The organism is Acidovorax sp. JG5 (genome assembly GCF_017939685.1).
GTDB lineage: Bacteria > Pseudomonadota > Gammaproteobacteria > Burkholderiales > Burkholderiaceae_C > Acidovorax.
This window is the reverse complement of record NZ_JAGKSE010000002.1, coordinates 17,833-41,853: the sequence shown is the minus strand read 5'-3', so window position 1 is coordinate 41,853 and position 24,021 is coordinate 17,833. Positions and strand designations below refer to the sequence as shown.

Genomic DNA, 24,021 nt, shown 5'->3' with positions numbered 1-24,021 from the left:
TTTAAGCGGCCAGCGCATGGGTACGGGTGACCAGCTCGCCCAGCTTGGCCTTGGCGGCGCCGCTGTCGATGGCCTGCTGCGCACGCGAGAGGCCCGCGGCGATGCTGTCCACCACGTTGGCCGCATACAGCGCGGCGCCTGCGTTCAGGCAGACCACGTCGCGGGCGGGGCCGGGCTTGCCGTCCAGCACATCCAGCACGATGGCGCGCGACTGCTCGGGGTTTTCGACGCGCAGCTGGCGGGTGCTGGTCATGGCCAGGCCAAAGTCTTCGGGGTGCACTTCGTATTCGCGGATGGCGCCGTCCTTGAGCTCGCCCACCAGGGTGGAAGCGCCCAGGCTGATTTCGTCCAGACCGTCGCGCCCATAAATGACCAGGGCGTGTTGCGCACCGAGGCGCTGCAGGGCCCGCACCTGGATGCCGACCAGGTCTTCGTGGAACACGCCCATGAGGATGTTGGGTGCACCCGCCGGGTTGGTCAGCGGCCCCAGGATGTTGAAGAGGGTGCGCACGCCCAGTTCCTTGCGCACGGGCGCCACGTTCTTCATGGCCGGGTGGTGGTTGGGCGCGAACATGAAGCCGATGCCCACCTCGGCAATGCACTGGGCAATGGCTTCGGGCGACAGGTTGATGTGCACGCCCAGGGCTTCCATGGCGTCGGCGCTGCCGCTCTTGCTGCTCACGCTACGCCCACCATGCTTGCTGACCTTGCCGCCCGCCGCCGCGATGACAAAGGTGGCGCAGGTGGAGATGTTGAAGGTGTTGGCGCCGTCGCCGCCCGTGCCCACGATATCAACCATGTGCGTGGTGTCTGGCACATGCACCTGGGTGGAAAACTCGCGCATCACCTGCGCGGCGGCGGTGATCTCGCCAATGGTTTCCTTTTTCACGCGCAGGCCGGTCACGATGGCGGCCGTCATGACGGGCGAGAGCTCGCCGCGCATGATCAGGCGCATCAGGTGCAGCATCTCGTCGTGGAAAATTTCGCGGTGTTCGATGGTGCGCTGCAGCGCTTCCTGGGGGGTGATGGGCATGGTGTTCTTTCCGGTGTGCGTTTCAATGAAATTGGCCGAAAGTCCAATACAGGCAAGCGGCAACAGCTATCTAAAAAATAGCAATCAAACTGCCTGCTCCAGAAAATTGCGCAGCATGGCGTGGCCGTGCTCGGTGAGGATGCTCTCGGGGTGGAACTGCACGCCTTCAATCGGCAGCGTCTTGTGGCGCACGCCCATGATCTCGCCGTCCTCCGTCCAGGCGGTGATTTCCAGCACCTCGGGGCAGGTGGCACGCTCGATGGCGAGCGAGTGGTAGCGGTTCACCGTGAACTGCGCGGGCAGCCCGGCAAACACGCCTTTTTGCGTGGTGGTGATGACGCTGGTCTTGCCGTGCATGAGCTCTTGGGCCCGCACGATGCTGCCGCCAAACGCCGCGCCAATGGCCTGGTGGCCCAGGCACACGCCCAAAATGGGCAGCTTGCCGGCAAAGTGCTGGATGGCAGCCACCGAGATACCGGCCTCTGCGGGCGAGCAGGGGCCGGGCGAGATCACGAGGCGATCGAGCTGGCCGGCGTTCAGGCGCGCTTCGATCTCGGCCACGGTGATTTCGTCGTTGCGGAACACCTCCACCTGCGCGCCGAGTTCGCCGAAATACTGGACGATGTTGTAGGTGAAGCTGTCGTAGTTGTCGACCATCAAAAGTTTCATGGCCTCACCCCTCCTGCGTGGCGGTTGGGCGCAGGCGCGCGAACTCGCGGTGTTCATGGGCGATGTAGGCCTCCATCATGCTGCGGTAGATGGCCTCCATCACGTCGGGCTCGCCGCCCTCGATCTGGGTGCGGGCGCGCACGCGGTCCACGATGGCCTGGATGCGTTCTTCGTCACGCACCTGCGACGCATCCTGCTTGATGCGCGCGGCCTGGGTCATGTAGCCGCCGCGCGTTACCAGCAAAGGCACCAGCACGTCGTCCAGCGCATCGATGTGGCGGCGCACATCGTCCATGGTGGTGCAATGCTGCACGTTGTTGATGGCCTGGGTCATTCCAGCCCCTCCTCGACAAGTTCGGCGGCGCGCATCAGGGCGCGCGCCTTGTGTTCGGTTTCCTTCCACTCCAGCTCGGGCACCGAGTCGGCCACCACACCCGCGGCGGCCTGCACATACAGGGTGCCGTCCTTGATGATGCCGGTGCGGATCGCAATGGCCACGTCCATGTCGCCCGCGTAGCTCAGGTAACCGCAGGCGCCGCCGTACACCCCGCGCTTGACGGGTTCGAGCTGATCGATCAGCTCCATGGCATGCACCTTGGGCGCGCCCGTGAGGGTGCCTGCGGGGAAGGTGGCCTTGAGCACATCCATGCTGGTCATGCCCTCGTTCAGCAGGCCTTCGACGTTGCTCACGATGTGCATCACATGGCTGTAGCGCTCGACCACAAAGGCCTCGGTCACCTTGACCGTGCCGGTCTGGGCGATGCGCCCGATGTCGTTGCGCGCCAGGTCGATCAGCATCACATGCTCGGCCCGCTCCTTGGGGTCGTTGATGAGCTCCACCTCGGCAGCCTTGTCCTTCTCGGGCGTGGCACCGCGCGGGCGCGTGCCGGCCAGCGGCCGGATGGTGACCTTGGTGCCCGCATCGGTCTGCTCCTGGCGCACCAGGATTTCGGGGCTGGCACCCACCACATGGAAATCGCCAAAGTTGTAGAAATACATGTACGGCGACGGGTTCAGCGAACGCAGCGCGCGGTACAGGCTCAGCGGGCTTTCGGTGTAGCGCTTGTGGATGCGCTGGCCGACTTGCACCTGCATGAAGTCACCGGCTTCGATCAGATCCTTGGCACGGGCCACGGCCGCCAGGTAGTCGGCCTTGGCAAAGCTGCGCTGCGCGGGGTGGCTTTCCGTGGCCTTGACCACGGGGGCGCTCACCGAATATTTGAGCTGGTCCTTGAGCGCGCGCAGGCGCTTCTTGGCCTGGGAATACGCCTCGGGCTGGGCCGGATCGGCATAGACGATCAGGTAGAGCTTGCCCGACAGGTTGTCGATGACGGCCAGCTCTTCGCACTGCAGCAAAAGGATGTCGGGCGTATCCAGCGTATCGGGCGGGCAGGTGGTTTCGAGCTTTTTCTCGATATAGCGCACCGTGTCATAGCCAAAATAGCCCGCCAGGCCGCCGCAAAAACGCGGCAGGCCCGGGCGCAAGGCCACCTTGAAACGCTTTTGGTAGGCCTCGATGAAATCGAGCGGGTTGCCCTGCGCGGTTTCCACCACTTGGCCGTCGGTGACGACCTCGGTGCGCGCATCGGCCCCAAAACCGCTGGCACGCAGCAAGGTGCGCGCGGGTAATCCAATGAAGCTGTAGCGGCCAAACCGCTCGCCGCCCACCACCGATTCCAGCAAAAAGCTGTGCTTGCCGCCATCCTTGCTGTGCGCAAGTTTCAGGTACAGCGAGAGCGGGGTTTCCAGATCCGCAAAGGCTTGCACCATGAGCGGAATGCGGTTGTAGCCTTCGCCGGCCAGGCTTTTGAATTCAAGTTCCGTGATCACGGGGGAGAGCTCCCAGCTGAGGCAGCGCATGGTGCTAAGTGTGCAAAGCGCCGCTGTTCATTCGACAGGCCCCGGCGGGGCCACGGGTGCACGCTGGAGGTTCCAGGTGCCTTCAGGCGTTCAACAAGACAGGCGTGCGCCAGGGCCAGGCTCCCCGGTCGCTGCAACCTGTGATGAACACGTGGTGTATGAACATGGCCAAAGTGTAGCAAAGGTCTGTGGCCCGTTGGGTGGCGCCACGCCCCTGAGCATGGCAAAACCGCGCGAAAACCCTGTGGTAGCGGTGAACGATTCTTGCAAAAATCAGAAACGAACGATCGTTCTGATTCAGGAGTCCTGCATGAATTTCTTCCCTCGATGCGCCCTGTTTGCCGGGGCTCTCGTGTTGGCGACCAGCGCAGTGGCCCAGCCCGTTACCGTGGCCGACGTGAAATACGAAGAAACGAGCGTCGTGAATGGCAGCACTCTCCAACTCAATGGCGCGGGTGTGCGCTACAAGGCCGTCTTCAAGGTCTACACAGCCGGGCTGTACCTCGAAAAGAAGGCATCGACAGCGCAGGAAGTAACGGGCGTGCGCGGCCCCAAGCGCCTGAGTATCACCATGCTGCGCGAGATCGATTCCGCCGAGTTGGGCAAGCTGTTTTCGCGCGGAATGGAAGACAACATGGACCGGGCCGCGTTCTCCAAGCTGATCCCTGGGGTGCTGCGCATGAGCCAGATCTTCTCCGAGCACAAGAAGCTGCAGGCTGGCGAGCAGTTCATGATCGACTGGATTCCCGGCACGGGCACGGTCATCACCGTCAAGGGAAAGCCCCAGGGCGAGCCCTTCAAGGAACCCGAGTTCTTCAATGCGCTGATGGGTATCTGGCTGGGCAATGCGCCCGCCGACTGGAAGCTCAAGGACGCCTTGCTGGGCAAGCCGGCCTGAGCACGGATTCGCGGATGCGCGCAGGCGCAGCAACGGCGGGCAGTACGGCATCGCCACAGGCGTGCGACAAGCGGAAGGATCAAACCCGCAGCAACGCCAGCGATTCCACGTAGCCGTCCGCATCCACCCCCTGCACCGGCAGGCCGTGGTTGTAGCCATAGGTGACCAGCACCACGGGGCAGCCGGCGGCGCGAGCGGCCTGCGCGTCGTTGGATGAATCGCCCACCATCAACGTGCGGGCGGGGTCGGTCTGCAAGGCCTCACAGGTTTTCCAAAGCGGCAACGGGTCGGGCTTCTTTCTCTCGAAACTGTCGCCCCCGAAAACCTGCTCAAAATAACCGTCCAGCCCCTTGGCGCGCAGCAACGGCACCGCAAACGAGATCGGTTTGTTGGTCAGGCACGCCAGCCGCAGGCCAGCATCGCGCAGTGCCTGCAGGCCCTCCACCACGCCGGGATAAACCTGCGCGTAGTCGCCGTTGATGGCCAGGTAGTGCTGCTGGTAGCTGGGCCAGGCACGGGCGTAGAGCGCTTCTATTTCGATAGCTGCTGGCGCTTTACCAGATTGCGCTAGCACGTGATTTAACACTGAATGCAACAAATGTTCGGAACCCTTGCCCACCATCTGCTCGATGGCCGGTGCGGCAATCGCCGGCAGCGCCAGGTCGCTCAGCATGCGGTTGAGGGCCTCGGCGAAGTCGCCCAGGGTATCCACCATCGTGCCGTCGAGGTCGATGATGACGGCGGCCAGGGGAGCAAGGTTCGATTCAGAAGACTTCAAGTTCAGCATGGGCCAGCAGGGTTCACAACGATGCGCCGGATGTTACTGCGCTGCACCTGAGCGGCATGGCATGTTGCACCAACACACAGCGCGCCCGCATCTACCGGTGCCGCGACATCAACTCCAGCACGTAGCGGCTTGGAATCGCGTAGGAAATGCCCGAGGGCTGGCTCATGGCCGATTCGCGCGTGCTCTTGATCAGCACCATGTTGATGACGCCGAGCACCGTGCCACTGCGCGGATCAAACAAGGGGCCGCCACTGTTGCCCGGGTAAGCCGTGGCGTCGAGCTGGAACACCTGCAAAGGCCCGGCGCGCAGGCTGCGGATGGCACGCTCGCTGAGCTGCTGGCCTGTCGGGCTGGGCAGGGCCATGGTGGTGATGGACGAGACGGTGGCGCGGTGCGTGACGCTGGAAAATCCCAGCACCCCGCCGATGGGAAAGCCCATGAAGGCCAGCTCGTCCCCCTCGCGCACCGGCTCGGACGCCACCACGTTCAGCGCCGGTGCGGCCGGCCCGTCGATTTCCAGCAGGGCGAGATCGTGCTCGTGAACCGTCTCCAGCACCCGCGCCTGGCGCATGGCCCACGCGCTCGCCCCTGCGCGCAGTTGCACGACCAGGGCCGGCCCATCGGCACCCACATTGCCGATGGCGGCTGTAACGTGGGCGTTGGTCACCACGCGCAAGCCGTCGCCCACCACAAAGCCGGTGCCTACATAGCGAAACCGCGGCGTATCCGTGGCGCGGTAGGTGCCCACCAGCACGACGGCGGGTTTGATCCGCTCGATAGCGTCCGGCAGTTGCGCCAGGGTGCTGCTGCTCCATGCCGCGTGCAACAAAAAAACAAGTGCCCAGCGCACCCACCAACGTTTGTGGTTCATGGTTTTTCCTTGGGAAGCAGCCCGCCCAGCGCCTTGCGCAACAAGTGCGGCAGCAACAGGTGCAATGGCATGCGCAGGCGGTGGCCGTTCAGGTAGAGCAAGCCGCGCGCCAGCGGTGTCCACGCGTCCGCGGTGGAGGCGTGGTCGGGCCGCAGTGTGCGCAAATACAGGGCGTCGCGCAAGCGATGCTGCCAGGCCTGCTGGCCCACGCCCGGCGCCAGCGCTGCCATGGTACTGGCCGGCACAGGTGTTTGCGTGATGGCCTGCGCATAACGCAGCGCGTGGTGCAGCGGCCACTGCAGGCCCAGCACCGCCGCGCGCTCCAGCAGGTCCGGCCAGAAGCCGGGCACTGCGGAAAACTCGCGCAACAGGGCGTCGATGTCCACCACGCCCCGGAATCCTTGCGCAAAGTCGCTTTCGTGGAACAGGTGGGCCGCGCTGTGCAGCAACATGTCCGCCGGTGCAAGCACGCACACGCCCGGCTGACCGGGCAGCGCCTGCGCCGCCTGCAACAGACGCTGCGTGCTGGGCCGGACCCGGGCGGTGGCAGGCACCAGAGCATGGTGCACGTCCAGCACCGTGCCACGCTGCAGGTGCCGCATCGGCGGCAGCTCGTGCATCCAGGTGCGGTAGTAGTGCTGGTCGTAGGCATCATGGTTGGTCTGCACCCAGCCGGCCATCATCAACGCCGTTTCCACGTCGACCAGGCGCTCACGCGGCACCAGAATATCCACGTCCGACACCATGCGCCCCAGCGATGCCTGCAGGCCCGCCAGGGCGTAGGCGCCGCCTTTGAGCAGCACCACGGGCAGGCCCGTTGGCTGCAGGGCGCGCGCTATTTGCGCCACCTCGAAGCGCAGCTCACGCTGCTGGCGCGTGGCCAGGGCCAGCGCAGAGGCCAGATGCTGGCGCGGCGCAGGGGCCACGGCATTCCACTTGCCATGGGCCTGCACCAGGGCGGCGATACGGGCCAGCACATTGGCGCGGCGCGCCTGCCGCACCACAAGATCCCATTCAGCCAAGCTCAGCCGCTGCGGCTGCGGCGACGGGCCCAGCAGGGTCAACAGCGGCTGCATGGCGTTGTCCTGCATCAGGCAAACCTCGCTGGAGATGGTGGCTCCAGCGCATCAAACCAGGCCAGCGCCTGGTCAAGCTGGCTATAACGCAGGTCGAAGCTGTCGCAGGCATCGGCCAGCCGCACCAGGGCCTTGAAGCCTGCGCGGCCATGCACATGCTGGTTGAAGCTGTTGCGCGCGAGCTCCACCACGGTAGTGGCCTTGGCGCGCGGCTGCACCTGCAGCGCCGCGCCGCGCTCATACCGGGGAAAAACCACCCAGGCCGGCAGGGCGCGCTCGTTGGCACGCGCCAGGTTCTCTGGCAGCACCTTGAGGTGCGCGACCGTGCCTTTTTGCGTATCGCGCGCCACCGGCCCCAGCACGCAGCCCGGATTGCGCTCACGGATCACATCGATGGAGGCATTTTTGAGGCTGATGGGTCGTGGCGACGGCACGACCAGGCCACTGACGGGTTCCAGCAGCGTCAACTCATCGGACAACAGGCGCCAGCCGTGGAGCATGAGGGCTGCGCACAGCGTGCTTTTGCCCGCACCCGGCGGGGCCGGCAACACCACGGCGCGCCCGCCCCGTTCCAGCACGGCTGCGTGCAGGCTGATCCACTGGTGGCAGTGGCTGGTCACGCACCAGTTCAGTCCCCACTCGAACAGCGCGAACGCTTCACCCAGCGCCAGCGGTGTGAACGGCTGGCGCCCGTCCAGCGCAAAAATGCACTGCGGTCGAAACCATGTGCGGCGTACCTCGACTGCCACATGGAAGTCATAGAACACCGCCCCGTCCTGGGTGGCCAAGGGATGGTCTGAATAAAGACGCTCGAGGCCATCGGCCACAACGGAGATGGGGCTGCGCACCCGGACCACAAACGGTGGAACCACGATGCCCAGGCCTTCGCCGCCCAACAGCCTGTCCAGTTGGGATCTGGACAGAGAAGACAGCAGACCCTGCGTGCTCACGCGCCGCAGGGTTCGATAAACCCCAAAAATTCAAAATCTTGCAACAGCTTGTCCACCCCGCGAACATCTTGCGCAGTGGGCTGCTCACCCAGCAGCGCCTGGGCCAGATTTTCGGAACAAGACTGTGGCACAGCGAGCACCTGCTGCAGCAGCTCGCCCGCAATGGGGCTGAGAGCATGGATATCGCCACTGGCTTCGTCGTACACCACCGCGCCATCGGGCCACAGCTGCAGCAGATAGTCTGCGCGCCGTGGGCAATGCCAGCGCACAGCATGCGCGGGCTGCACCGGGGCGGCATCAGCCGAAACGGCGAGCACTGTAGATGGTTTCAAAGTAGGCGATGGTTTGTGCATAGTCCCACAGGGCACCAGCAAACGGAATCCAGTTGCCGCGCCCGCTCCAGATGGCATTGCACTGCGAGGTGGTGAGCGCCAGCACGTCACGATCATCGTGGAACTCAAGCGCTGTCAGATACGCCGCCACCACATAGCGGGCCAACACCGTGTCACGGTCATGGCCCTCGTAGTCCAGCACATCCTCCAGCGTCACGCGGCGTCCAAATCTGCCTTCGGGGTTGGCTGCGAAGCCGCACTCCTGGAACTTCTTTTTCTTGAACTCGCTTTGCTTGAGCTTCCACTCTGCCGGCGTGCGAACGATGCAGTCGGTCTTGTAGCGGGCATTACTGACCCGCCCCTGGTTGGCCTGCAACGACGCAAAGGCCGATGTGGTCACTCCATTGCCCTGGCCGCCGCCCACTGCGCCAGCCAGAACGGTATTGCTCTTGAGCGCGGCCACCACGGGCGCGGCACTCAGGCCCGCACGCACAATCTGTCGGCGGCTGACACCTTGTGCATTTCCATCTGGCGTAGCGCCAGACAGTGTCGGCGTTGTTTCGGTTTTTTTCATCGTGCTCTCCCAAGAAATCCGTTGGTCTCGCCGGCAATATCGCTTTCACGAGGCAATCCGGGAATTCGCACATCCGGCGCATGCAAAGTCCGCATCCTAAAAAACTGCGCAGGGTGCCTGGCTCGGCCCATGGCCGCATCAACCGATGCTCCCATGGTATGGACCGCACATTCATGGCCAGACCTCAAAGCGTTTTCTTGAGCCGATCCACCTCCGCCTGGGCAGAAAACCGATCTCCTGCAGCGCTGAGCTCATCGAGCAATGCACGGGCAGCATCCTTGTTGCCTGCCTTGATCTGGATCTTGGCAAGATTCAGCTTGAATTCCAAAACCTGCGGCTGCAGCTGAACCACCTTTTTCTGCATTTCCACCGCCCGCTCATGCTGGTTGGCGGCAGACAGCAACATGGCCCAGGTGTCCATGAACGCCGGCTGATTGGGTGCCAACGCATTGGCGCGCTCGGCATCGGCCAGTGCGCCGTCGCGGCCAACCTGGCCTTTGAGCCAGGCCAGATTGTTCAGGGCAGCCGCGTTGTTGGGCTGAATCGCCACCACCCGCTCGAACTGGCGCAGACTTTCAGGCAACTCATTGAGGGTCAGCGCCCGGTTTCCCAGATAGAAGGGAAAGGCCGCATCCTTGGGCTGGGTTCGCAGCCATTCAGCCGCCCATCGATCGGCTTCTGGCTTCTTGCCGGCCGACAACAGCACGTCATGCAGCCGCACTGCCAGCTCCGGGCTGGCCACCTGCTTGAGCCCCGCGCGTAAAGCGTCGGCGGCCTTGTCCCAGGCTTTGCCTGCTGCATGGATCTCGCCTTCGAGCACATAGCCCACCTGCTCCTTAGGCCTTTGCTTTTGCACCGCGCGGCTGATAGCCAAGGCATCGCCGGGCTTCTGCGCCGCCATGGCCAGACTGACTTGGCCTTGCTGGGCCTCCAACGAATTGGGCTCAATCTCCAGCGCTTTGCGCAGATTCTGACTGGCAGCGTCACGGTCCCCGGCAATCAAGTTGGCACTGGCCATGCGCAAGTAGGGCAGGGAAGACTGCGGCTGCAGTGCCGCCATACGGTTGAAACTGGCCTGCGCCTGGTTGTGTTCACCGTTGGCCGACTGCGCGCGCCCCAAGACATCAAGCAATTGCACGTTGTCAGGCAGTGCGGACACCGCCTGCTGCGTAAGGACCAGCGCCTCTTTGGGTTCGCTGTTGCGCAAATGGTGCTCGGCAAGAAGCAGGCGCGGGACGGGACTACTGGGCGCCGCCTCTACTGCCTTGCGCAAGAGCGTCGCGATTTCTGTCTTGTCCGCGCCATTGGCCTGGCGCAACTCCACCAAGGCCAGATGCGCCTGAACGTTGCCTGGCTGGCGCTTGATGGCGGCCTCCAGCCGCGCACGCGCATCGTCTGGCCGCTTGTCGGCGTTATCGAGCATCGCCAGCACACCCACCGCGGGAAAATAGTTGGGGTCGATCTCGAGAACCCTTTCCATGGCCTTGCGCGCCCCGGCGGCATCGCGCTTGAGCAACAGGGCACGGCCACGCAAGAACACAGGCAATACGTCTGCAGGCCGCTTTTTCTCCAGCGCATCGATGGCTTTCAGGGCCTGATCGACCTTGCGCTGCTGCAGCAGTGCATTGATCAGGGCCATGTCTGCCACCACCCCGTCATCCGAGGCCGCAATGCTCTGCAATTCACCCAGCGCAGCATCGCCCTGCCCCGATGCCAGACGGCTGACCGCCAGCGATGTGCGCTTGGCGGGGTCTTTAGGATCGAGGCTGGACGCTCGCGCGAAGTAGCGTTGTGCACGGTCCACATCGCCATGGAGCATGTACACCTGCCCGGCCAGCGCCATCATGCCGGGGTCGCGCTCGTTGCGCTCGACGTCCGCAGGCAGTGCGGACATGGCCTTGTCGAGGCGGCCCTGACGCACATAAGCCGTCACCAAACCACGCCGCGCCATCGGCAGCCCAGCTTCCAACTGCAAGGCCTTGGCGAGCAAAGCTTCTGCCTGCACGTTCGCGCCCAGACGCAGCTCCGTCATGCCAGCCAATTCGAGCGCGCGAAAATTTTCGGGCGTGAGACTCAACAGCTTCTGCGCGTGTTCCTGCGCCGCCTTGAGGTCATTTTTGGCGTATGCCAGCATCGCCTGCAAATACAAGGTCTGCGGCTTGCCAGGCGCCGCCTTTGCCAGCCCCTGCAGGGTTTCGGCGGCGACATCGGTCTTGCCCTGGAGCAGCAGCAGCCGAACGACGGCAGCCTGCCCCTCCAGGTAAGAGGGATTGACCTGAAGCGCCTGCCGGTATGCCGCCATCGCCCCATCCATGTCGCGCTGACCATACAGCAGCAAATCACCGCGCAGTTTGAGCGCCTCATCGGCGCCTGCAGACTGCCCGGGGATCTTGTCCAGACCTGCCAGGGCCCCCTCGATATCGCCGCGCTGGGCACTGGCGCGGGCCAGCTCGATGAGCGCGGGCACATGGTCGGCCTTGGCCTTGAGCGCCTGGTCGATGCTGGCGCGGAACTTGTCTTCCTGGCCCTGGCGCTGCCAGGCAGTGGCCACGATGGTTTTGAGACTGGCCTGCGCTGGGGCACTGGCCAGTTGCAGGCCGTCATAGTCGGTCGTGATCTTGCTGTACTGCCTTCCCAGCAACAAGGCTTGGGCCAGTTGCGGAATCACTTCATCAGGGGCTGCGCCCACATCCTGCGCTTTCCTGAACTCGGTTTCAGCACCCGCTATATCACCGGTGGCCTGCAAGGCCTGACCCAGCAAAAGGCGCGCCTTGGCGGAATCCGGGCGGTCCTTCAAGACATTCTTGAGCTGGATGATGGCCGCAGGCACGTCATTGCGGTTCAGGTAGTCCTGCGCCGACGCCAACAGCGCATCGGGATTGTCGCTACCGCATGCCGACACCAGCAAGGCCACGACAAGCGTGGCGGCAGGAATGAGGGAACGGGAAATGGGAGCCTTCATGGTCGTTCTCCAGGCAAAATTGTTCAGAGCTTGATGCCCAGGCGATGCATCAGGTCGTACAAAGTGGGGCGGCTGACACCGAGCAGGTCGGCGGCCTTGGCCACCGTGCCGTCGGCCCGGGCAAGCGCCGCAAGCACCGCCCGCTGCTCGGCCGCCTCGCGCGTCACGCGCAGGTCGAGGGACCGATCGCCTTCGGCGTTGGCAGCGCCCGCAAGACCGACATCGTCGGCGGTAATCTGGTTGCCATCGGCCATGATGGTGGCGCGCTTGATGCAGTTCTCCAGCTCGCGGATATTGCCCGGCCAGGGGTGCGCCTCGATGGCGCGCAGCGCATCATCGGCCAGCGCCAGGTTGCGGCGGTGCTCCTGGCCAAATCGGCGCACGAAGGCGTGGGCCAGCAGTGCGGCGTCGCCCACCCGCGCACGCAGGGGCGGGATCTCCACCACGATTTCTGCCAAGCGGTAGTAGAGGTCTTCGCGAAACCGCCCTTCCTTGACGCATTGCGTCAGGTTCTGGTGGGTCGCGCACACAATGCGCACATCGACGGCGATTTCCTGGCGACCGCCCAGGCGCTCGACCACACGCTCCTGCAAGAATCGCAGCAGTTTGGCTTGCAGTGGCATAGGCATATCCCCGATTTCATCGAGCATGAGCGTGCCAGCGTGCGCGGTCTCGATCTTGCCCGGCGTGGTCTTGGCAGCGCCCGTGAAGGCCCCTTTTTCGTAGCCAAAAAGCTCACTCTCCAGCAAGTTTTCACGAATGGCGGCGCAGTTGATGGCAACAAATTTGCCGTCCTTGCGATTGGACAGCTGGTGCAGGCCGCGCGCCAGCACCTCCTTGCCCGTGCCGCTTTCGCCCAGCAGCATGACGGAGGCATTGGTGTTGGCGACTTTTTCGATGGTGCGGCAAATGCGCAGCATCTGCGGGTCGCGCGTCAGCAAGCCGGCGAGCGTGTCGGGCATCTGCATCGCCCGCAGCCGTTTGTTCTCGGATTGCAAATGGTGCAGCCGGAAGGCACGCTCCACGGTCAGGTTGAGCACTTCAGGCTCAAACGGCTTGGCCAGGAAATCGTAAGCACCCATGGCCACGGCCTTGAGCGCGTTGGACTGGTCGTTCTGTCCGGTGAGCACGATCACCTTGGTGTCAGGATCGACGCTCAAAATTTGCTCTAGCAGCTTGAACCCTTCGGAGACCGAGTCGGCATCAGGGGGCAAGCCCAGGTCCATCGTAACCACCGCGGGGGCATGCCGACGCAACTGCGTCATGGCACTTTCGCGATCATCGGCGGTGACGGATTCAAAACGATCCAGCGACCACTTGATCTGCTTTTGCAGCGCCAAGTCATCCTCGACCACCAGCAGGGGCTGCAACTTGTCCGGGCTCATGCCTCCTCCCGTGGCTGTAATCCGAAATCACGACCGATTTCAAACAAGGGAAGCAGGAGACGCACCACGGTTCCTTTGCCGACCTGGCTGTCCACAGAAACCTTGCCGCCGAGCTCCTGCACGTACTGAAAACTCTCGTAAGTGCCAATTCCCATGCCAGCCTCTTTGGTGGTCTGAAACGGCTTGAACAAGCGCGTCTGGACAAACTCTTCGGTCATTCCCTGGCCCTCATCACCCACTTCGATGCGGGCATGGCTGCCGAAACGATCCACTTTCATCCACACCCGGCCATCGGTGTCCGTCGCGTCGAAGGCGTTGTGCACCAGGTGCCCGATGATGCGCTCCAATCGGTCGGCCTGTCCACGGGTAAAAACCTGTGGCGAGGCATCCAGCTGCACGGTGCGCCCGCGACACAAGGCATTGGCTGTCAGCCGTTCAGCAATCTTGCACAGATCCACGCCCACCGACGCATCGCCGGACGCGGCGCCTCCGCGCAATTGCAGCATCAACTGGCGCATGCGATCGAGCGAGTTCTCTACCGTCATCAGCATGTCGGCCTGGAACTCGGGGTTGTCCTGCAGTCGCTTGGCGTTTTTGACCATGAGCGACAGCTGGGCGACGATGTTTTTCAGGTCGTGCACCACGAAAGCCGACATGCGGTTGAAGGCTTCAAACTTGCGCGACTCCAGCAATGCTTCGGTGGCTTGTAGTTGCGCCAGGAAGCTCGCGGCCTGGCGGCCGGCGGTCTTGAGCAGATCAGTGACCTCCCAATTGACGTCCACCAGCGTGCGCGGACTGGCCAGCAACACAAAGCCCAGCAAGTCCTTGCCCTGCCACAGCGGAACCAATAGCCAAGCCTGCGGGTACTCTGCCAGCCACTCGGGCAGGCGCAAATCGCGGTAACGCCCGGGCGAAGCGCGGAATTCCTCCAGATTGACCACCCATCCGGTGGATCGCATGAACGTCGGGAGTTCGGCCTGCTGGTCTACGGTCTGGGTGGTCGAGGCCAGATTCCACCGGGCCACCTGCCGGTACTGGTCGTCGTCCGGACGCAGCAGCCACAAGGCTCCTGCGGGGCTCTCCAGCATGTCGGCAAGGCCCTTCACCACGCTCTGGCCCGCCTCTTGGGGATGGGCCTGGCTCGACAGCGTGGCAGTAAATTTCAACCATTCTTCGCGGTAATCAAAGCGGTAGCGAAAGAAATGCTTGCCCAGAAACACCCGCAACTTGGCACGCAACGAGCCTGAAAGCGCCAGCGCCAGCGCCAGCACCAATCCCACGAAAACCAATCCCAACTGCAGGGCGCCCCCCCATTCGCCGCCGAAATAGCGAACGTAGTAGCCAACGCCCGCGATGAACAGCAGATAAAGCCCCACCAGCACCAGTGTGGCGGAGTGAAACACGACCTTGCGCGAGACGCGAATCTTGGCGATCCAGTTGCGATGCCGCGTGGTGGCCAGCAGCAGCAGTGGCACCATCAGCGCGTGCACGAAGGGCCTGGCAGTCAGTGCGTCATGGTCCACGCCCTGAAACAGCACGCCTTGGGAAAACATGTACAGATCGAACAGGAAGGTGCCCGCCAGTCCAAGGCACACCGGCTTGGCGCTCCACAGCGAATCCTCGGGCAGATTGCGAAACAACTGTTCCACCAGCACCAGTCCGCCGAGCGTCAGCAGCACCATGAGAAACATGTGACCCGTGGCTCCCCCCAGAACGTTCACGAGCACAATCAGTGCAGGTACGCCCAGCAAACCCGCCGATGCCAACCCAGGCAACCAGCGATACCACGGACCCTGCCCCTCACCGGCGTTGGCTTTGAAGAACAGGGCGACAAAGACACCCCAGCAGAGGTAGCGCAGCATGTCGGCCGACTGCGCACCCAGCCACCAGGCAGCGCTGACTGCCAGCGCGAGCAGGCTAAAAACACTCCAGACCACGGTAAGTAGCGCTGCGGCAAGCATCGCCACGCCGATGCGATTGGCTGGCGCATGCAGATATTCCTGGCGGAGCAAGCGCAGGAACAACAAGGAGTACGCGCCCGCAGCCAAGGCCAACCCCCAGTAAACCAGCGCGTTTTCACTGTTGTTCATGACAATGGGCGGGTGGACCCGTCTTACTGCGCGCCTTTGCCGGTCAGGACTACGCCCACCGTTTCGAACAGGATGACCAGGTCAAGAAACCATGAATGGTTTTTGACGTAGTAAAGGTCGTATTGCAACTTGTTTTCGGTGTCTTTGATGGACGCGCCATACTGGTAACGCACCTGTGCCCATCCGGTCAATCCCGGCTTAATGCCATGCCGCAAGGCATAGTAGGGAATCTCAAGTGTTAGGCGGTCCACGAAATAGGGCCGCTCTGGCCGAGGCCCCACCAGGCTCATGTCCCCTTTGAGTACGCAAAACAGCTGGGGAAGTTCGTCGATGCGCATTTTGCGGATGATTTTTCCGATGCGCGTAACCCGCGCATCTCCGGCGCTGGCCCAGCGCGGCATACCGTCTTTTTCCGCATCGTTGCGCATGCTACGGAACTTGATCACATTGAAAATCCGACCATTGCGGCCGACACGCTCCTGGCGATAAAGAACGGGACCTCCACCTTCCATACAAATCAAAAATGCGGTAACAAGCATCACAGGAGATGCAATGATCAGCAACAAACTTGCTCCGATCATGTCAAAGAGCCATTTGACAATGGATCGTACAAGCCCCTGTTTAAATCCGTCTCCAAAAATCAGCCACCCCGCCGAAACGGCTTCCAGATGGATTTGCCCAAGAAACTGCTCAAAATGAGTTGCAATGTCGATGACCTGGATACCATTGACCTTGCAATCGAGCAATTCACGCATCGGCATGCTGCCGCCACGGCGCTCACTCAGTGCCACCACAATTTTGTCGACGCGGTGCTTATTTACGGCATCGGTCAGCGTTTGCCCAGAGGAAATAACTCTCAATGCGGAAACAGCGGGTTCCTTTTCAGTGGAACTGGAAAAATACCCCACCAATTCAATGTTTGGATCATTCTCCTGCAGAGATTGACCCACCACATCGGCACGCGATCCGGTACCAAAAATAAGAACACGCTGGCGCGTATAGGAAGCGGGAAATATATCCCCACCAAACAGCCGGATAATCAACATTCCACTAATCATAATTAGCAGTGCGACCAGTGCCTGCTCATTACGATATGGAAAATTGAGGGGCAATATAAACAAAACACCACCAGCAATGGCCATGGAAAAGAAAAAAGACAAAACAGCCCGCGCCCGGACCTGACCAACCGTCAGTGTGCTTGGATGCTCGTATAAACCAAGGGCAAAATTCACTGTGAGAATTCCGATGGCCATCAAAGCGCCCCGAATGACACCCGAGACGATCGCTGAGACATTGAACATGCCCGTTCCCGCCTGCATTGTCAACGAAACAATCAACGCGCCAACAATCAGTACGGCGTATACCATTATTTGCAAAATGGTTCGCCGATGAAAATAATGACTGGAAATATTTATCATTTTTTCCTGCCGCACCCGACCTCTGATGCCAAAAATTCAGATAAAAAATCACCCACATCCGGCAATTTATGAAACAAAACGTTTAAATAATCGCCGCCCCTGATGTGGCAAAATTTTCTTGACAGTTCGCTCCTTGAGCGGCAAACACCCTGCGGATCGAAAATAATTGACGCGCATTCAGCTAGCCATCACGGATGAATGGTGATACGGCAAGCAACAGCCACAGCATAGTGGATACACGTGGAATTTCAATAAAACTTATTACCGCGCCAATCAAAAGGGTGGCTGCAATAGATATCCCGACGATGAGAGCCAGGGGTTTTTGGCGTGCAACGCCCTGAGCCGCCATCACCAGCGCCCATACGGCCAAGGCGGCAAGCGCCGCCAGGCCCAGCAGGCCGCGTTCGATCAACAACTCCAGATACAGGTTGTCCATGTGCCAGGGCAGGAAGTTCGCCTGGGCGATGCGGCCCCAGTAGCGCTGCCCTTGCGCAAAAGCCGGGTTTTTGAGCACCTGCCGGCCCCGGGGATCGACCAGCTCCACCGCATCCAGGCGCACAGGCGTCGTCGCTTGCAGCACCGCGATCGACAGCACGCCCGATCGCCAGGCCGAGCGGGTTCCGGTGGACGCCAAAGCGGGGCCGTGCAGTTGCAACGCCGTCCAGCCGCCAGCGGCAGCGGCAGCGCTGGATGCAGGCACATGGGCCGTTTGCGCCTGGCACTCGAAGGCATACAGCAGATGCTGCTCGCACAACTGGACCAACAGCCGCGCAGGTGCCTGCGCGCCCCCCCGCAAGCGGACCCCGTAAGCCCCCCCAGGCGCCAAAGCCACGCGCTGGGTGAGCGCCAGTTCGCCCTTGACGCCAGACTGTACCGGCCCCGAAAGCCACGCCTGGGTGTGGCCCTCTGCATTGCGCACCCAGCGCACCTGGCCCGGCAGGGCGCCCTCAGGGGTTTGCGTGCTGTAGTGCGCAGGCAACCTTCCCACGCCCAGTCCCAAAATCCACTGGCCTGGCGTCTTCAACAAGTCAACACCGCGCTGCCAATGGGCGACGCGCTGGTAGAGGTCCGCATTCGACCGGCCCACGCGGTCCGGCATGAAGCTGCCGCCCATGAAAACGCCCAGCGTCTCAATCACCAACGCAAGCACCAGGAGCGCCATGGCGCGCCGGTGCCATACAGAGCCATCGGGCGCAACAAGGCGGTATTGGTGCGCCAACGCAGCCAGAGCAATCAAGGCGAGCGCCACGGTCAGATAGACGCCGCGCGAATACGTCATCAGCACCGCATAAATCGACAACAGCACCAGCGCCCCCGCCGCGCACCAGCGCCAGCCATGTGGTGCAGTCCAAGCCGCCCACCAGGCAAACGGCACCGCCAACGCCAGGTAAACGTCGATGGCGCCGCCACCGACATGCATTTCCCAAAACCAGGCGGTGATGCGAGTGTGGTCACTGAAATCCATGGCGCCCACATACATGCCGCGCTCCCACAGCACTGCGAAGCACACCCCAAAAAGCCCAAAGACAATGCCGCGCGCCAGCCGCACCGGCGCAGCTTGACCATACCGGTACAGCACAGGCATCAGCAGCAGCCCCCACACCATGCTCTTGGCCACGCGCAGCGTATTGCCTGGCAAATCGTAGTCGCCATAGACGCCTTGGGCCCACAGGTCGGCCAGCATCGCGGCCCAAGGTGTGGCGCCCCGCGCGTCGTCCAAACCGCGCCACACGCCCACCAGCAGCAGCACCGGCATGACCACGTACACCCACGCCATGCTGCGCGGCGTCCGGCAGAAGGCCGCTGCCGGTTGGCCCGCAGCATCCAGGCTCCAGCGCAGGCAGGCGCCGCCCATGGCCGCCAGGATCAGCAGGTCGGATTCGTCCACCAGCCACCAGCCCGTCCAGGGCGTGAAACTGGCCACGGGCAGCAAGGCCGGCAGCATGAACCACAAATCGGCAGGCCGCCGTGCGGCCCAGGCCACCACACCGCAAAGCACCAGCACGGCCAGCACCGGGGCCACCGGATGCTGCAGGGCGCCAGCCAAGGCGGCTGCAGCGAACAAGCCACCCCACAAGCCCGGCACGCCCGCCCGGACCGCGGCGGACGCTGTGCTGCCTGCGCTTACACCAGCACTTCGGGACACGGCGGGTGCCCCAGAAAGGCCTGCGGACTGGCCGTTGCGCCATAGGCCCCAGACTGGAACACCACCACCAGGTCACCGGGCTGCGCCACGGCCAGCGCCACCCGGTCGGCCAGCACGTCCAGCGGGGTGCACAGCGGCCCCACAACACAGGCGGTTTCGCGCTCAGGCGATTGCAGCCGGTTGCCAATCACCACCGGGTAGTTGCGCCGAATCACCTGGCCAAAATTGCCAGAGGCGGCCAAATGATGGTGCATGCCACCATCGGTCACCAGAAACACCTGCCCACGCGACACCTTTCGGTCAATCACCCGCGCCACATAAATGCCCGCCTCGCCCACCAGATAACGCCCGAGTTCCAGCACCAGCCGCGCCGCAGGTTGCGCACGCGCCAGATCCGTCTGCACCTGCACCAGGGCATCGGCCACCGGGGCCAGGTCCAGCGCCCGCTCACCCGGAAAATAAGGTATACCCCAGCCGCCCCCCAGGTTGACGTGGCGCACGGGTGCGGGGGCATCGTGCGCCAGGCGCAGCACCAGATCGAGTGATCGGTGCAGGCTCTCTGCAATGACTTCGCCCCGCAGGTTCTGCGAGCCGGGGTACACATGGAAGCCTTCGAACGCCAGGCCATCGTGGGCCATGCCACGCAACAGGGCCGGCACCTGCTCGGCGTCGATTCCGAAGGGCTTGGGCCCGCCGCCCATGTGCATGCCGGCGCCCCGCAACTCGAAATTCGGGTTGATACGCAATGCCACGCGCGCCGGCCGCCCGAGGGCCTGTGCGGCATCGGCCAGCACCCGCAACTCGCGGGCGGACTCCACATGCAGCAGCACACCCGCGGCCACCGCCTGGCGCAACTCGGCATCGCGTTTGCCCGGCCCGGCAAAACCGATGGCCTGGACATCGGCGCCGGCGTCCAGAGCCAGCTTGAGTTCACCAGCCGAGGCCACGTCCATGCCATCGACCAGGGGGCGCACCAAGCCCACCAGCGCCGGCATGGGATTGGCCTTGATGGCGTAGTGCAGGCGCACTTCTTGCGGCAGCACCTGGCGCACCGCGTGGATGCGCGCGGCAATCAGGGCGCGGTCGTAAGCGTAAAACGGCGTCTGGCCGACCCGCTCGGCCAGCAAGGACAGCGGCAGGCCGCCGACCTGCAGTTCATTGCGGGAGGTGTCGAATCGATCCATATTCCAGTATCCAGCGTTGGCGGTCCAGCTTGCCGTTGGGGCTGCGCGGCAGCGGCTGGGTAACCCAGTTCAGCACTTTGGGCAGCATGAACGCCGGCAGGTGCTCGCGGCAATGCGCCATAAGGGCCGCATTGTCCTGATCGACCATACCGCTGGCCGTGGGCGAAGCCAGCAGCGCCGCGCAGATGGCGCTGCCCAGCGCATCATGGGGCACCGCGTGCACCAGCGCTTCGGCAACCAGGCCGCTGGCGTACAGCACCTCTTCCACCTCGGTCGGGCTGACGCGGTAGCCCGAGGTCTTGATCATTTCGTCGCGCCGGCCCACGAAATACAGAAACCCGTCGGCGTCGCGGCGCACGGTGTCGCCCGAATACACCGCCAGCTCGGGCGCCCGCCAGTCGCCACCCACCGGCAGCAAGGCCTGCGGCCAGGGCTTGAAGCGGCGCGCGGTTTCTTCGGGCCGCCGCCAATACCCCAAGGCCACCAGCGGGCCGCGATGTACCAGCTCGCCGGGCTCGTCCACCGCACATTCACTGCCGTCCTCGCGCAGCACGCGCACCTCGGCGTTCGGTATCGCCCGCCCGATCGAATCGGGCCGCCGGTCCACCTCGTCGGGCGGCAGGTAGGTGGAACGAAACGCCTCGGTCAATCCATACATCAGATAGGGCGCAGCCGCTGGCGCCAGATCGCGCAAGCGCTGCAGCGTAGCCCGGGGCATGCGCCCGCCGGTGTTGGCCCAATAGCGCAGATGCTGCGTGGCACCGGCCGGCCATTCCAGCGCCGCCAGCTGCATGTACAGCGGCGGCACGGCGGTCAGGCCCGTGACCCGCTCGCGCACCATGGCCTGCAACACATCGCGCGGCAACAGGTAATTGAGCAGCACCACGCGCGCGCCCACCAGAAAGGCCGTGGTGAGCTGGCTGAATCCGGCATCGAACGACAGCGGCAGCACGGCCAGCAAGGTGTCGTCGGCGCTGTTGTGCAGGTAGCTCGCCACGCTGGTGGCACCGGCCACCAGATTGCGGTGCGACAGCACCACCCCCTTGGGCTGGCCGGTGCTGCCCGAGGTGTAAAAAATCACCGCCACATCGGTGTCCAGCAAGGCGGGCAGTTCAACCGGCGCAGTCGCCAACACACCAGGCCAGGCGTGCAAGGCCAGGCGGGCAGGCCAGGCGTCAGGAATGGCCTGCGCGAACCCGTCGCACAACACCACATGCCGCAAGCCGGGGCAGTGGGCCAGCACCGGGGCCAAACCCGCCAGCCGCGCAGCGGATGTCACCAGCACCTGCGCTTGCGCATCGTGCAGAATGTGCGCCACCTGCGCCGCTTTCAGCAAGGGATTCACGGGCACCAGCACGCCACCCGCAGCAGGCGCCGCAAAGCTGGCCACCACGGTTTCCACCCGCTTTTCCAGGTACACCGCCACGCGTGCACCGCGCTCCAGCCCCAGGGCCTGCAGGCCCGCTGCGCAGCGCTCCATCTGCGACTGCAGGTCGGCATACGACCAATGCCGCCCCTCTACCGTCAAGGCCTGGTGAGCAGGCCAACAGACGGCTGCCCGGGCCGGCAACTCGTGCAGCAAAACGGGGGGCACTCCCCTGTTGAAATCCGGCGCTTGGGGCATGTGGCGGATGGTAAGCCATTGCCACGCATCCCGGTGGTCAGCCACACGCAATCTGCGCCAGTCCATAGAATCCAGCCAACACTCCGCCACAAAAAAGTACTCGCCATGAACCTGACCGAACAAGTCCTGCACGTGCTCGACGGCGCACTCCACCTGCAAGGGCGCGCCGCCAGTTTCACGCGTGAAACCCCCCTGCTCGGCGCCCTGCCCGAGCTCGATTCCATGGCGGTGCTGGCCCTCCTAACCGGGCTGGAGAACCACTTTGGCGTCACCTTCAGCGACGATGAAATCCATGGTTCGGTCTTTGCCACCGTGGGCAGCCTGAGCGACCTGGTGGAGCAGGCGCGGGCCCGGCAAGCCACATGAGCCCTCCCGAGCGCGCTGCGCTGCCACAGGCATTCTTCCTGCCGACCGGCACCGGGCCGCGCTTTTGCCTGTTCCACCCCGCGCAAGGCGCCGCGCCGCAGGGGCGAGTTCTGTATCTGCACCCCTTTGCCGAAGAACTCAACAGCACACGCCGCATGGTGGCGCAGCAGGCGCGTACTCTCGCCCACGCTGGATACAGCGTGCTGCAGATCGACCTGCTGGGCTGCGGCGACAGCGCTGGCGACTTTGCCGACGCCACCTGGCCCGCCTGGCTGAGCGACGCGCAACTGGCCCACCGCTGGCTGGCCGAGCATGGCAGCGGCCCGCTGTGGCTTTGGGGCATACGCTCGGGGGCCTTGCTCGCAGCGCAACTGGCCAGCCTGCTGCACAACGAAAGCGAACCTGCCCACCTGCTGTTCTGGCAACCCGTGGCCAGCGGTCAGCAAATGCTGCAGCAGTTTCTGCGCCTGCGCACCGCCAGCCAGTGGCTGGGCGCCAACAACACCAGCGAGCCGCCGCCACCACAGGCGCTGGCACAAGGCCAGCCGGTCGACATTGCGGGCTATACCCTGAGCCCTGCCCTGGCCCAAGGCCTGGGCGACGCCCGCCTGCAGCCCCCCCGCATTGCCGCAAGCGGCGCGGCTCGTGTGGCTTGAGGTGTCCCAACAAGAAGCCCCCACACTGAGCCCCGCTGCCGACAAGCCACTCACCGCCTGGCGCGCAGCCGGTTGGCAGGTGCAGGCACAGGCGGTAAGCGGCCCGGCCTTCTGGCAAACCGTGGGTCCCGACGAAGCCCCGGCCTTGATTCACGCCACGCTGACAGCAGTTGCCACGTATACCGGCACGCCACCGCCATGAACGCCCCGGAACAGCCCCTTCAGATTGCGGGCCACGGCTTCGACATGCTGGGCATTCTCAGCCTGCCCGCGTCCGGCACGCCCGTCCAGCGCACAGGCGTGGTGATTGTGGTGGGCGGCACACAGTACCGCGTGGGCAGCCACCGGCAGTTCGTGCGGCTGGCGCGCCACCTGGCCACGGCCGGCTACCCCGTGCTGCGCTTTGACCTGCCCGGCATGGGTGACAGTCCGGGCGAACCCGTGCCGTTTGAAGACACAGCCCCCCACATCGCTGCCGCCATTGGAGCCATGCAACTTGCGGCCCACGTAGACCGCACCGTGCTCTGGGGCCTGTGCGACGGCGCCTCGGCCAGCCTGCTGTATGTGCAGGCCACGCAAGACCCGCGCGTGACGGGGCTGGCGCTGCTCAATCCCTGGGTGCGCTCCGAAGCAGGCCTGGCACGGGCGCAGGTGAAGCACTACTACCGCCAGCGCCTGCTGGAATCTGGCTTCTGGCGCAAGCTGTTGCACGGCGGTGTGGGCTGGAGGGCGCTGCACGGGCTGTGGAAAAACCTGCGCACCATGCGCCAGACCACAGCACAGTCACTCACATTTCAAGAGCGCATGGCGCAGGGCTGGCGAGCGTTTCCCGGCCCTATCCTGCTGCTGCTGAGCGAGCGGGACCTGACGGCGCAGGAATTCGCAGAACACGCGAACAGCCATGCGGGCTGGGCTGGCTGGGCCCAAAAAGCCACCCTCACCCGGCACACGCTCCCCCGGGCCGACCACACCTGCTCTGCGCCCCAGTCACAGCAAGCTGTGCAAGCCCTGGTAAGGGACTGGCTGGGCTCGACGGCACACCCGCAACCACGCTCTTGAACGGCTCGCCGGTGGGTGAGTTGGTGGCAGCATGGTGTCGAGAAAGTTGACATCCGGCGCACTACGCTCTGCCTTGTCGGC

General features: G+C 63.9%; 22 protein-coding genes. 5 read left to right on the top strand and 17 right to left on the bottom strand.

The window, feature by feature from the left end:
- Window position 1: 1 nt before the first annotated feature.
- The 4 genes from trpD to trpE all read right to left on the bottom strand — a co-directional run bounded on the left by trpD (window position 2) and on the right by trpE (window position 3,532).
- Window positions 2-1,033: an anthranilate phosphoribosyltransferase gene (trpD, locus tag J8G26_RS02600; RefSeq protein ID WP_087748436.1), complete on the bottom strand. Its 1,032-nt coding sequence runs from the start codon at window positions 1,031-1,033 to the stop codon at window positions 2-4.
- 84 nt (window positions 1,034-1,117) lie between these two features.
- Complete coding sequence (locus J8G26_RS02595; protein WP_114655300.1) at window positions 1,118-1,702, bottom strand: aminodeoxychorismate/anthranilate synthase component II; 585 nt, start codon at window positions 1,700-1,702, stop codon at window positions 1,118-1,120.
- A gap of 4 nt (window positions 1,703-1,706) precedes the next feature.
- Window positions 1,707-2,036: a chorismate mutase gene (locus J8G26_RS02590; RefSeq protein ID WP_087747810.1), complete on the bottom strand. Its 330-nt coding sequence runs from the start codon at window positions 2,034-2,036 to the stop codon at window positions 1,707-1,709.
- Complete coding sequence (trpE, locus tag J8G26_RS02585; RefSeq protein ID WP_210567828.1) at window positions 2,033-3,532, bottom strand: anthranilate synthase component I; 1,500 nt, start codon at window positions 3,530-3,532, stop codon at window positions 2,033-2,035. The genes J8G26_RS02590 and trpE overlap by 4 nt, the downstream gene beginning before the upstream one ends.
- A 340-nt stretch (window positions 3,533-3,872) precedes the next feature.
- Between trpE and J8G26_RS02580 the strand changes: the two genes are divergently transcribed.
- Window positions 3,873-4,460 (top strand): chalcone isomerase family protein, encoded by a 588-nt coding sequence (locus J8G26_RS02580; RefSeq protein WP_087747811.1) that lies wholly within the window; start codon window positions 3,873-3,875, stop codon window positions 4,458-4,460.
- A gap of 79 nt (window positions 4,461-4,539) precedes the next feature.
- Here J8G26_RS02580 and gph read toward each other — a convergent pair whose 3' ends face one another.
- From gph to J8G26_RS02515, 13 genes are all read right to left on the bottom strand, one after another.
- Window positions 4,540-5,247 (bottom strand): phosphoglycolate phosphatase, encoded by a 708-nt coding sequence (gph, locus tag J8G26_RS02575; RefSeq protein ID WP_087747812.1) that lies wholly within the window; start codon window positions 5,245-5,247, stop codon window positions 4,540-4,542.
- Between the two features lie 91 nt (window positions 5,248-5,338).
- Window positions 5,339-6,118 carry a trypsin-like peptidase domain-containing protein gene (locus tag J8G26_RS02570; RefSeq protein ID WP_087747813.1) on the bottom strand — a complete coding sequence of 260 codons (780 nt, stop codon included), beginning with the start codon at window positions 6,116-6,118 and terminating at the stop codon, window positions 5,339-5,341.
- Window positions 6,115-7,194: a nucleotidyltransferase family protein gene (locus J8G26_RS02565; RefSeq protein ID WP_198314729.1), complete on the bottom strand. Its 1,080-nt coding sequence runs from the start codon at window positions 7,192-7,194 to the stop codon at window positions 6,115-6,117. The genes J8G26_RS02570 and J8G26_RS02565 overlap by 4 nt, the downstream gene beginning before the upstream one ends.
- A 14-nt stretch (window positions 7,195-7,208) precedes the next feature.
- Window positions 7,209-8,144 (bottom strand): HprK-related kinase A, encoded by a 936-nt coding sequence (locus J8G26_RS02560; RefSeq protein WP_210567827.1) that lies wholly within the window; start codon window positions 8,142-8,144, stop codon window positions 7,209-7,211.
- Window positions 8,141-8,476 (bottom strand): HPr-rel-A system PqqD family peptide chaperone, encoded by a 336-nt coding sequence (locus tag J8G26_RS02555; RefSeq protein WP_157667139.1) that lies wholly within the window; start codon window positions 8,474-8,476, stop codon window positions 8,141-8,143. Before J8G26_RS02555 ends, J8G26_RS02560 begins: the two co-directional genes overlap by 4 nt.
- On the bottom strand, window positions 8,442-9,050 hold the full coding sequence (locus J8G26_RS02550) for a hypothetical protein (RefSeq protein ID WP_210567826.1): 609 nt from the start codon (window positions 9,048-9,050) through the stop codon (window positions 8,442-8,444). The genes J8G26_RS02555 and J8G26_RS02550 overlap by 35 nt, the downstream gene beginning before the upstream one ends.
- A gap of 184 nt (window positions 9,051-9,234) precedes the next feature.
- A complete protein-coding gene (gene prsT / locus J8G26_RS02545) occupies window positions 9,235-12,012 on the bottom strand; it encodes an XrtA/PEP-CTERM system TPR-repeat protein PrsT (protein ID WP_210567825.1) in 2,778 nt (925 codons plus the stop codon).
- A gap of 23 nt (window positions 12,013-12,035) precedes the next feature.
- A complete protein-coding gene (prsR, locus tag J8G26_RS02540; protein ID WP_210567824.1) occupies window positions 12,036-13,397 on the bottom strand; it encodes a PEP-CTERM-box response regulator transcription factor in 1,362 nt (453 codons plus the stop codon).
- Window positions 13,394-15,487 carry an XrtA/PEP-CTERM system histidine kinase PrsK gene (prsK, locus tag J8G26_RS02535; protein ID WP_210567823.1) on the bottom strand — a complete coding sequence of 698 codons (2,094 nt, stop codon included), beginning with the start codon at window positions 15,485-15,487 and terminating at the stop codon, window positions 13,394-13,396. The genes prsR and prsK overlap by 4 nt, the downstream gene beginning before the upstream one ends.
- A gap of 23 nt (window positions 15,488-15,510) precedes the next feature.
- Window positions 15,511-16,905: a TIGR03013 family XrtA/PEP-CTERM system glycosyltransferase gene (locus J8G26_RS02530; protein ID WP_210567822.1), complete on the bottom strand. Its 1,395-nt coding sequence runs from the start codon at window positions 16,903-16,905 to the stop codon at window positions 15,511-15,513.
- Between the two features lie 181 nt (window positions 16,906-17,086).
- A complete protein-coding gene (locus J8G26_RS02525; RefSeq protein ID WP_246881211.1) occupies window positions 17,087-18,970 on the bottom strand; it encodes an O-antigen ligase family protein in 1,884 nt (627 codons plus the stop codon).
- A 59-nt stretch (window positions 18,971-19,029) separates the two neighbouring features.
- Complete coding sequence (locus J8G26_RS02520) at window positions 19,030-20,235, bottom strand: pyridoxal-dependent decarboxylase, exosortase A system-associated (RefSeq protein ID WP_210567821.1); 1,206 nt, start codon at window positions 20,233-20,235, stop codon at window positions 19,030-19,032.
- Window positions 20,207-21,859 (bottom strand): acyl-CoA ligase (AMP-forming), exosortase A system-associated, encoded by a 1,653-nt coding sequence (locus J8G26_RS02515; RefSeq protein ID WP_210567820.1) that lies wholly within the window; start codon window positions 21,857-21,859, stop codon window positions 20,207-20,209. The genes J8G26_RS02520 and J8G26_RS02515 overlap by 29 nt, the downstream gene beginning before the upstream one ends.
- Before the next feature lie 105 nt (window positions 21,860-21,964).
- On the opposite strand from J8G26_RS02515, the gene J8G26_RS02510 reads away from it, so the two are divergent.
- Genes J8G26_RS02510 through J8G26_RS02500 form a run of 4 tightly spaced genes read left to right on the top strand, consistent with a single transcriptional unit; the run spans window position 21,965 to window position 23,940 of the window.
- The gene (locus tag J8G26_RS02510) at window positions 21,965-22,225 is read left to right on the top strand and encodes an acyl carrier protein (protein ID WP_210567819.1); all 261 of its coding nucleotides are present in this window, start codon (window positions 21,965-21,967) and stop codon (window positions 22,223-22,225) included.
- Window positions 22,222-22,881 carry a hydrolase 2, exosortase A system-associated gene (locus J8G26_RS02505; RefSeq protein WP_246881210.1) on the top strand — a complete coding sequence of 220 codons (660 nt, stop codon included), beginning with the start codon at window positions 22,222-22,224 and terminating at the stop codon, window positions 22,879-22,881. The genes J8G26_RS02510 and J8G26_RS02505 overlap by 4 nt, the downstream gene beginning before the upstream one ends.
- A gap of 1 nt (window position 22,882) precedes the next feature.
- Window positions 22,883-23,083: a hypothetical protein gene (locus tag J8G26_RS19280; RefSeq protein ID WP_246881209.1), complete on the top strand. Its 201-nt coding sequence runs from the start codon at window positions 22,883-22,885 to the stop codon at window positions 23,081-23,083.
- Window positions 23,080-23,940 carry a hydrolase 1, exosortase A system-associated gene (locus J8G26_RS02500; protein ID WP_210567818.1) on the top strand — a complete coding sequence of 287 codons (861 nt, stop codon included), beginning with the start codon at window positions 23,080-23,082 and terminating at the stop codon, window positions 23,938-23,940. The genes J8G26_RS19280 and J8G26_RS02500 overlap by 4 nt, the downstream gene beginning before the upstream one ends.
- The last annotated feature ends 81 nt before the right edge of the window (window positions 23,941-24,021 follow it).

Bases quoted from the DNA above. Each gene is read 5' to 3' on its own strand.
- trpD (WP_087748436.1), bottom strand. From the start codon at position 1,033: ATGCCCATCACCCCCCAGGAAGCGCTGCAGCGCACCATCGAACACCGC.
- J8G26_RS02595 (WP_114655300.1), bottom strand. From the start codon at position 1,702: ATGAAACTTTTGATGGTCGACAACTACGACAGCTTCACCTACAACATC.
- J8G26_RS02590 (WP_087747810.1), bottom strand. From the start codon at position 2,036: ATGACCCAGGCCATCAACAACGTGCAGCATTGCACCACCATGGACGAT.
- J8G26_RS02580 (WP_087747811.1), top strand. From the start codon at position 3,873: ATGAATTTCTTCCCTCGATGCGCCCTGTTTGCCGGGGCTCTCGTGTTG.
- gph (WP_087747812.1), bottom strand. From the start codon at position 5,247: ATGCTGAACTTGAAGTCTTCTGAATCGAACCTTGCTCCCCTGGCCGCC.
- J8G26_RS02570 (WP_087747813.1), bottom strand. From the start codon at position 6,118: ATGAACCACAAACGTTGGTGGGTGCGCTGGGCACTTGTTTTTTTGTTG.
- J8G26_RS02565 (WP_198314729.1), bottom strand. From the start codon at position 7,194: ATGCAGCCGCTGTTGACCCTGCTGGGCCCGTCGCCGCAGCCGCAGCGG.
- J8G26_RS02550 (WP_210567826.1), bottom strand. From the start codon at position 9,050: ATGAAAAAAACCGAAACAACGCCGACACTGTCTGGCGCTACGCCAGAT.
- prsT (WP_210567825.1), bottom strand. From the start codon at position 12,012: ATGAAGGCTCCCATTTCCCGTTCCCTCATTCCTGCCGCCACGCTTGTC.
- prsR (WP_210567824.1), bottom strand. From the start codon at position 13,397: ATGAGCCCGGACAAGTTGCAGCCCCTGCTGGTGGTCGAGGATGACTTG.
- prsK (WP_210567823.1), bottom strand. From the start codon at position 15,487: ATGAACAACAGTGAAAACGCGCTGGTTTACTGGGGGTTGGCCTTGGCT.
- J8G26_RS02530 (WP_210567822.1), bottom strand. From the start codon at position 16,905: ATGATAAATATTTCCAGTCATTATTTTCATCGGCGAACCATTTTGCAA.
- J8G26_RS02520 (WP_210567821.1), bottom strand. From the start codon at position 20,235: ATGGATCGATTCGACACCTCCCGCAATGAACTGCAGGTCGGCGGCCTG.
- J8G26_RS02515 (WP_210567820.1), bottom strand. From the start codon at position 21,859: ATGCCCCAAGCGCCGGATTTCAACAGGGGAGTGCCCCCCGTTTTGCTG.
- J8G26_RS02510 (WP_210567819.1), top strand. From the start codon at position 21,965: ATGAACCTGACCGAACAAGTCCTGCACGTGCTCGACGGCGCACTCCAC.
- J8G26_RS02505 (WP_246881210.1), top strand. From the start codon at position 22,222: ATGAGCCCTCCCGAGCGCGCTGCGCTGCCACAGGCATTCTTCCTGCCG.
- J8G26_RS02500 (WP_210567818.1), top strand. From the start codon at position 23,080: ATGAACGCCCCGGAACAGCCCCTTCAGATTGCGGGCCACGGCTTCGAC.